General features: G+C 54.8%; 4 protein-coding genes. 2 read left to right on the forward strand and 2 right to left on the reverse strand.

Going from position 1 to position 8,864, the window contains the following annotated elements:
• Positions 1-30 precede the first annotated feature (30 nt).
• The gene (locus A6X21_RS15570) at positions 31-591 is read left to right on the forward strand and encodes a hypothetical protein (protein ID WP_068849583.1); all 561 of its coding nucleotides are present in this window, start codon (positions 31-33) and stop codon (positions 589-591) included.
• 677 nt (positions 592-1,268) lie between these two features.
• On the opposite strand, the gene A6X21_RS15575 is transcribed toward A6X21_RS15570, so the two are convergent.
• Positions 1,269-2,297, reverse strand: a complete 1,029-nt coding sequence (locus tag A6X21_RS15575) for a zinc-binding alcohol dehydrogenase family protein (protein WP_068849586.1) — start codon at positions 2,295-2,297, stop codon at positions 1,269-1,271.
• A gap of 386 nt (positions 2,298-2,683) precedes the next feature.
• Between A6X21_RS15575 and A6X21_RS15580 the strand changes: the two genes are divergently transcribed.
• The gene (locus A6X21_RS15580; RefSeq protein ID WP_068849457.1) at positions 2,684-2,968 is read left to right on the forward strand and encodes a DUF493 domain-containing protein; all 285 of its coding nucleotides are present in this window, start codon (positions 2,684-2,686) and stop codon (positions 2,966-2,968) included.
• Positions 2,969-3,137: 169 nt separating this feature from the next.
• On the opposite strand, the gene A6X21_RS15585 is transcribed toward A6X21_RS15580, so the two are convergent.
• Positions 3,138-8,708, reverse strand: coding sequence for a WD40 repeat domain-containing serine/threonine protein kinase (locus A6X21_RS15585; RefSeq protein WP_068849459.1), 5,571 nt, complete (start codon positions 8,706-8,708; stop codon positions 3,138-3,140).
• Positions 8,709-8,864: the final 156 nt, after the last annotated feature.

An 8,864-nucleotide genomic window follows, 5' to 3' on the forward strand; every position in this document is an offset into this window, starting at 1 on the left:
TCTGCCAGGCGGAAACGGAAATTGATCAGCATGGATGCGACCAGATACTTCCTCGCGATTTGGGGTCTGCTACTGATTGCAGGCTGCGCTGGAGGTCCGCAGACAGCCGCCCAACCGATGGGCAATCCGCTGTTCGTCCGTGCCCAGAACGAAGAGCAGGCCTGGGAAACCACCGTTGATGTCGTACACGATTACCTGTTCGAGATTGAACGGGAAAGTCGCATCGATGGGGTGATTGAGACGAAATTCAAGACCGGGGCAGGAATTCTTGAGCCCTGGCATCGCGATTCGGCAGATGGCTACTCCCGCTGGGAGAGCACACTGCAATCGATCCGCCGCAAAGCTTATATCAGCGTGACCCCTGCTCAGGGGGGGTACTTCATCTCTGTCGAAGCCTTCAAGGAGATCGAAGATGTCGCAGGGGCTGCGAATTTCGCCGGTGGCGCGACCTTCCAGGATCACACCCCTTTGCAGCGCGATCTGGATCTCGTCGTCGGTCAATCCTCACCCAGCGGCTGGATTCCTCGCGGTCGGGATGCTCCCCTCGAAAGGGCTATGCTGCAGTCGATCCAGAACGCCTTCCAGAAGTAGTTGCCTGTGTGGTGAGTGCCAGGAGGTGGTTGATCTTCTGGGGGACAGGCACTCACGTCTGACATCCATTCGGATGCGACAAGACAACAGCTCGTTGTGTGCCATGCCTGCGGCTCCGATCTGTCTATTACACACAACTGCCACCCAAGGGTGGCCCGGCCAACTCGTGGTCGGGTTGTCGTGCAATTCCACGACAACAAGAAGCCGCGCCATGCGCATGCCCTGCCACTACACCTGACTTTGTCTTGGGTGGCACGCCCTGGAGGCTTTGCGAAAGGGCGTGGTTCTTGCTCGGGTAGCAGGAGCCGGATCTCTTCATTGGCCCTTGTTCACATCAATTTCACCAGCACGAAAGCATCTGAAGACATGCTTCATGGCAGTTGAGAAAGTTCTTCAGCGACGATCCAAGTCAAACAACCTGGGGGCAAACGAGGACGTTTGACCCCAGCCACCCAGTCTCCAGCAACACTTCAGATTAATGTCCATGCAAAGTTGTGTGTAATAGTCAGCGGCTCTGAGCAAGCATGCTTTACAGGATTTCCACTCGCCATTGATTTCCACGAAGCACATCAGTTCCATTCACCAGATGGCTGAGGGTGATGCAACGATCTGTTCAATGTCAGCCTGCAGCAGCCAACTCAAAGAGGGAACGTCCTGCTGGTGGTGATTAATCAGGATCAACAATCCAGATCAATCACCGCTTTAATTGCGCCCGTCTCTGGCTTGGTAAAACGTTCAAACTCATCGATCACATTGTCAAACGGAATCGTGTGCGTGATCCAGGGCCGGGTATCAATCCGCCCAGCTTCGATATGATCGATGATTCGACCAAAATCCTGAGGCATGGCATTTCTCGAACCCATAATCGTCATTTCCCGGCGGTGCATCAAAGGGTGCCCAAACGAGAGGACATCCGTAGTAATGCCTACATAAACGAGGCGTCCCGTATGCCCCACATACTGCAAGGCCTGTGACATCGATCGGGCTGAACCTGTCGCATCGATGACCGCCATCGCCAGATGCCCATCAGTCAGCTTTTCGAGTTCTTGCAGCTCTTTGCCATCCCCGGTGGATAAAATCGTATCACGAACTCCCATCACATCCCGGCAGAAAGCCAGCCGCTGGGCATTCATATCCATCACAATCACACGCGCCTGCGACAGCTTCACAAACTCGATGACGGAAAGTCCAATGGGCCCGGCTCCAATCACCAGCACATCTTCCTGAGGCTGCGCCATCGAGCGATCGACCGCATGGCAACCGATCGCCAATGTCTCGACGAGTGCTAACTGCTCCCACGATAATTTCTGGGCAGGGTGCAACTTGCGGGCAGGAACAATGAATCGCCGCCGCAATCCGCCATCCGTGTGCACACCCAGAACCTTTAACTCTTCACAGCAGTTCCCCCGTCCTCGGCGACTGGCAAAACTCTCCGGGTTATTGATGTAGGGCTCGACTGAGCATTTATCCCCCGGCTTAACATTGGTGACACCGTCACCCACAGCCAGCACCTGCACACCCAGTTCATGCCCCGGAATGCGTGGATACGAAAAGAAAGGCATCTTCCCCAGATACCCACTCAGGTCTGTGCCGCAAATTCCCACGCGATGCACTTCGACCACAGCCTCACCTGCACCCGGCTCTGCCACTTCAGGAATTTCAATGAACTGGAAAGCTCTCGGTTCAACAAGCTGGAGTGCGCGCATCATTCATTCCATTTCGTATTCAAGGTGTCAATCAGCAGAAGGCATCTCACGGTGAATCAGTCAGAGGAATTCAGCCGGGGCGAATCAGTCAGGAGAAACAAACCAGCGGACGAGTCCAGCAGCAGCCTATCGCCCCGCCATCCATCGATCATCCATCACGGGCGATCGTACTTCGAAGCATGTTCGGATAGCCTACACCATGTTTGATTTCGACTGGAGTCTGTAAAATCAGAAATCATGGAAGTTGAGTATTCTGTTTTTCCCTTCGGCCTCGACAATGGAACGAAGGTCACTAAAGACCAGAACTCACTCCCGCTCGAGAATCGCAGAGAACGGATCAGCGGCGAGGGCCAGTGCCGCTTCGTTAGCAAAGGAAATCTGTACCCATGGAAACTTTTCCCGCTTTAGAGCTTCTGGAGGCCATGCACAGCTTTCCGTGCGTGTTCACCTTCAAGGTGATCGGCAAAGCCGAGAATGATTTTCCCAGCCGCATTCTGACTGCAATTCAGTCCGAGCTGGATCATCCCGAAGTTCCCAAACATTCCATCCGGGAAACCAAACAGGGCCGACATGTCTCGCTGACTGTCGAGCCCATGGTGCAAAGTTCTTACCATGTCCTGGCCATTTACCGGAAAATTCAGACGGTCGAAGGACTGGTCATGTTGCTCTGAGAACTGCGCAACCTGAAGAGCATGAGATGTCTCTCCTGAGTTTGGGTGTCTGTCAGCACAAAAGCCCAGGCACCATCACGAGGGGCATCATGAACTCCATCGCGGCATGCAACTGCACACTGGAGTTAGAGATCAGGCGCTGTTCTCTGCTTTGACCTTCAGCAAAACATCACTCTGCGGCAACCGTCTTGAGAAGTCCCTGTGCTTCATCAGCTTCCATCGGTTGAGCAGTCTTTTCGATTCCATTCTTCGCTTCATCTCGCCATTCACGAGCCAGCCAGATAATCGCGGTGCCATCCCGGCTGCCAGTCAGAATCTGTCGGCCATCGGGCGAGAAGGCGACGCTCGTTACATCCTGGGTATGGCGTGAAAGCGTCAGAATCTCGTTAGAAGTCCGAGTATCCCACAGTTTGACAGTCTCGTCCTGACTCCCTGTCAACAGACGGGTGGCATCTGGTGAAATATCGACGCTTGTCACGGGTGCGGTATGACCGGCCAGAACAAACAGCTCTTTCCCGGTGGCCACATTCCACAGGCGCGCCGTCTTGTCTTCACTGCCCGTCAGCAGCAACTTTCCATCATCACTCAATGCGGCAGAAAGAACAGGCCACTCATGCCCCTGGAAGATCTGCAGACATTCACCCGTCGTCGTATCCCACAAGCGGGCGGTCTTATCGGATGATGTCGTCACGATACGCGAACCATCGTGGTTGAAAATGGCCGAGCGAACCCGCCCTGTATGGAGCCCCAGCACTTTGACGACCTTCGGCGGTGCGTCTTTCCAGTTCCAGAGCTTGGCCGTTCCATCGTCACTGGCTGTCAAAATCAGTTCACCATCAGGTGAGAAACTGGCCATATTCACGGCAGAGGTATGCCCACCTTCCAGCCTGACCATCGATTCGCCAGTCGCAGCCTTCCACACTTTCACCGAGTTATCCCAGCTTGATGTGACAATCCACTGATTATCAGGAGAGTACCTCGCCGAGGCCACCACTCCATTCGGGCTGAATGACATCATCTCCCGCCCATCGCGCAGATTCCATAAGCGGGCATCGGTGCCACCAATCGTCATCAATGTCTCAGCTTCCGGCCCAAAGGCGACGGCCCACAATAAAGCTCCCCGTTTTTTCAGATCCACGACGGATCCTCCCATCTCCATGGGAATTCGCTTAAATCCAGGAAGTACCAGGATCTCAGCCTGCCGTGTTTCTGCATTCGCAATTGCCAGTAGACGCCCATCGCGAGAAATTTCCAGCGAATTGACCATCCCTTCCGGCAGGCGATACTCACTCACCAGCCTGGAATCGGCTGTCGACCATAGTCGTAAAGTATTATCTGCAGCACTGGTGACGATCTGCTTGCCATCCGGCGAAAGTGCCATCGTCAGGACTGATTCCGGATGTTTCATCACAGCCGGACGAATCTCCGCCATCGATCCCAGATCCCAGACTGCGACCGTGTTATCTGCACTGGCGCTGTAAGCCTTACGCCCATCCGTCGCATACAGAATTTTCTGAACACGACGGGAATGACCATCCAGCTTCCCCAGAAGGCCGCCTGTCTCGCGAGACCACAACAGAATTCGGCCACGCAGATCTCCCGAAAGAATCGTCTTACCGTCGGGTGAGATCGCCACCGCTGTGGGCTCATGCTGATGACCGGTCAATTCGAAAATCGTTTCCAACGTTGAAAGATCACGAAGTACGACCACTTTACGATCACTTCCCGTCACCAGCCACTTTCCATCGGTTGAAATGTCAAAGGCCGCACTTCTTCCGGTGTGTTCGAGGAGCTTTGTCTGAGAACCGGTCTCGACTTCCCACAATCGCAGTGTGTTATCCACCCCCGCCGTTGCCAGTCGTTTACCACCATCAAAGAAGATGGCCTTTGAAGCCAGGAATTCGTGACCTTCTTTGAATTGCAACTGCTTATCGCCCGTTTCGACATTCCAGGTACGGGCTGTTCGATCGCGACCAGCCGTAACGATCGATTGCTGATTGGGTGCCCAGGCGGCCGAAAGTACGGCATCTTCATGCCCTTCGAAGACTCGACCATTCAACACGCGAAACTCTTCGTAACGATCGGTACTCCATTCGCAAACAGTCGAATCGTAGCTGGCGGTCAGAATCTGCCGGTCACCCAGGCTGAAGTCGCAGGCCCGCACCCAGCCATCATGACCTCGCAGCACGAGAGTGGCTCGCCCTTGAGGCAACTCCCATAACCTCGCTGTGTTGTCCTGAGCACCACTGAGCAGCAAACCGCCATCTCTGGAAAAATGAAGTGCACGCACGGCCCCCTCATGCCCTTTGAGAATTTTCGCTTCCGAGCGTTGTTCGGCACTCAGTTCGAGCAGCGCTTTCTCGGAAGACTCCTCGACCTCTTCGGCCACTCGTCGAAAATCAAATGGCTGAATATTGGCCGGGCTCCAGATCTGGATTGTGCGGTCGTAACCACCACTGGCCACATACTTGCCCGACGGATCAAATGTCGCCGTAAACACGGGGCCCTCATGACCGGTAAATGGTGGCAAATGCCGCCCACTCTCCACATCCCACACCAGAACAATTCCATCCTGTCCCGCCGAGACAATCCGCTTTCCATCGGGCGAAAATCGTGCCGACCACACCCACCAGTTGTGGCCTTCAAACGTTCTGACAACCTCGCCAGTTTCTACATCCCACAGGCGGATCGACTTGTCGTACGAGGTACTTAAAAGCTGCTTGCCATCCCGGCTGAATTCGACCGAGAGCACTCCATCGGCATGCCCTTTCAAAATGCGCACCCGCTCGCCGGATTCGACACTCCAAAGCTGCAGATACGCTCCCGCTTCACTGCCACCCAGGGCAATCAGATCTCCCTGGGGCTGAAAGGCCACGGCATGTACATATTGGCCTTGAGTCTTGAGAACACTCTTCGGAGCCCCGTCTTTCAACTGAAAGATCCGTGCTGTTCCATCCCAGCCACCGGTGGCAAACAATCCTTTTTCATGCTGAATATCCAAAGCATCCAGTGGCGACCCGGCTTGAATCTGTTTCGATTGCTGGCTGCACAAATGCATCAATCGCCCCCACTCCCAATTCCTCAGGTAGGTGGGGCAATCCAGTAATAATTCTTTGGCAGTCGCAAAAGCATTCTCGTTGATCTTCGCCGAGGCCAGACCAATTCGGGCAATATAAGCTTCGTACTCTTCACTGGCCTTGGCTTTTTCCGCGGCCATGCGGGCTAACTCAGCCTTCGCCCGTTCCCTTTCCGAGACGGACTGAGCCTCACGAGCCTGCATTTCTGCCGTCTGTGCCGCAGTTCTCGCAATGATTGCCTGTTCTTTGGCCAGCTCCGCCTCTTTGCGACGGGCTTCGGCGTCGTCACGCGCCAGCTTCGCTTCTTGTTCATTCTTGACCGCCACGTCCCGCTGTTTCGTGGCCTCTTTTTCGGCAAGCATGGCACGATTGGCTTCGGCTCGAATCCAGAAGAACGCAATGGTCACCACCACGACCACAGCACCTACGAGCACGCTGGCAGTGCGTCTCAATAAGCGAATGCGCTGCTGCCGACCTTCCCGTTCAGCCACCGCCTCGTCGATCAGTTTGATCAGCGGCTGATGTTCTGCATCAGTCGGATGCAGCAGTGACTTCGCAAGATCGTAATCACCCTTCTCGATAGCGAAATTGGCATAAGCCAGACGGGCCTTCCGCTCACCCTGTTTGGCCCGCAGGTTTCCATCCCAAAGCTCGACAGCTTCTTCAAATCCAAATAGGGCTTTGGCAAACCCTTCATATCCCCCCAGACGACCCGCTTCACTGAGGTCATCTTCGGCCCGCACAGTCATCTGCACACTTTCCGAGTGTGACAGGTACTCGCGAATACTCGCCTGAAAATCCATCACCGACTGATATCGGTCATTCGGATCTGTCGCCATCGCTTTCAACGCAATGGCAATCAATTCTCCTTCCTGATCCGTCTCGACAATCTCATTTCGCGCCGCAGCCATCAGGCATTTCATGGCCGTCTTGCCGGCATGCGGCGGCATGTCAGTCAAGATCTCAAACAGGATGGCACCCAGCAGATACACATCGCTTTGCGGAGTGACTTTAGTGATTGGCCCTGTAGCCATTTCCGGTGCCATGTAAGCGGGAGTCCCGCCCATGGTGGTGTTCTCGACAATGCTGTCTTTCCGCCGGAAGGCCGCCGAAGGCTGTGCCAGCCCCCAGTCCATGACCAGCACTTCACCGAACTCACCCAGCATTACGTTTTCGGGCTTCAGGTCGCGGTGAATTACTCCCCGGGCGTGGGCAAATGCCACGGCATCGGCCACTTTCAGCAGAATCTCCAGATTCTCGATGAGTGACTTTTTCGAAATGACTTTCAGCCAGGGTGTCCCCTGAACTTTTTTCATCGAGTAGAAGAGCGAGCCATCTTTGGCCGAACCGACATCATAAATCGGAACAATGTTCGGATGTTCGAGATCACCCGTAACGACTGCCTCAGCCAGAAACTTCTGCCGCTGACGCTCATTTTTGGCCGACGCTGATTTCAGCATCTTGACAGCCACTTCACGATCCACCGAGGTCTGTCTCGCCTCGTAGACCACCCCCATACCGCCTTCGCCAAGAATCCGAATTACCTCGTATTCGGCCTGATCCGATCCAACTTTTGGCCCCGGCCCATGCGTCAACGAGCGATGTTTGATCACCAGCGTCTGACGAGGACCAGGAATACGCTTAACTTCCCGACCCTTCAGACTCGTCACAGGCTTAACATCATTCCCGGAAGGTTCATCTCCCCAGACTGAGGCGATCGTCTTAATAATGGCCTCAGGAACATCATCCGAGACAAACGTCGCGGCAGTATCTCCTGATTCCAGATCGGCGAATTCCGGGCCCACATACGTCGCGCCTGCTTCGGCTCTTTCCTGCTGAACTCGCTCTGCTTCATCATCAGCCACATACGTGGCCATGTAGCTGTCGTCGGCTTCTCCTTCAGGAGTACCAATCGCGAGGGTCTGAGCCGCCGGTTTTGCAGGAAGAAAATCGTCGGAGGTTTCACCATGCGCCGGGCCGCCCGCCGGGTCTGGAAACTCATCAGAGATCATCGTCTGATCACCGGGTCCCGAAAGATCAACGGAGCCGGAAAGATCGATACTTTCTTCCGTCACCATGCGGACATCTTCATCGTCAGATGCCCGCGTCTGGCCGATTGAGGAACTGTCCTCCGCCGAATCGCCCATTGACCCCGAACCCTCGGGCAAGACGACAATATCCGCCGAGTCGGCAAAGAAGACCGAGCTGTCGGCAATCACCATCGTTCGACCACCATTGTCGAACTCGTCGGGCGTCTCACGTCCAGCCACCGGTGAACCTTGGGCTCCCAAATCTTTCTTCAAAGATTCCATCGGGGCCGATTCCACAGCACTGGCATCCAGCGTCCTTAATGGTGGCGAAATCGATTCCCCGGGCAAAACGGGGGTCGCCATGGCCGAGTCAGATGGCTTTTCCGGCAGAGGTTTCTCTGGCTGTGCCAGCGATGCGGAAGAAGGGTTAGCGGCTCCAGAAAGATCGAGCGAATCATTCGAGGCCGCCGCAGAATCTGCGATCCCCGGATCGGAAAGCATTGTGTCGAGAGTATCACTCTCAAGTTCAGAATGGTCGTTTTCATCACTCAAGCGGCTATGGCAGCGCGAACAGATCCCACTGACGAGATCTGCTCCCGTAACTCTCGTTCCACAGCTCGGACATCTCAACATGGCCCGCTAACCCCGGCTGATGATCTCGACCAGCATGATTCATTGAGTGGATCACCACTTGCGTAATTCATCCTGCCTGCAACTCGATGCAGCCAGGCCCTCACGACTTTCAAACACTGACTGAGTTGACACTTCCGACTATTCAGAAACTCTCAT

It is taken from the genome of Planctopirus hydrillae, assembly GCF_001707835.1.
Taxonomy (GTDB): Bacteria; Planctomycetota; Planctomycetia; order Planctomycetales; family Planctomycetaceae; genus Planctopirus; species Planctopirus hydrillae.

What these genes read in the sequence shown, in the direction of transcription:
- A6X21_RS15570 (WP_068849583.1), top strand. Translation starts at nt 31, where the DNA reads ATGGATGCGACCAGATACTTCCTCGCGATTTGGGGTCTGCTACTGATT.
- A6X21_RS15575 (WP_068849586.1), bottom strand. Translation starts at nt 2,297, where the DNA reads ATGCGCGCACTCCAGCTTGTTGAACCGAGAGCTTTCCAGTTCATTGAA.
- A6X21_RS15585 (WP_068849459.1), bottom strand. Translation starts at nt 8,708, where the DNA reads ATGTTGAGATGTCCGAGCTGTGGAACGAGAGTTACGGGAGCAGATCTC.
- A6X21_RS15580 (WP_068849457.1), top strand. Translation starts at nt 2,684, where the DNA reads ATGGAAACTTTTCCCGCTTTAGAGCTTCTGGAGGCCATGCACAGCTTT.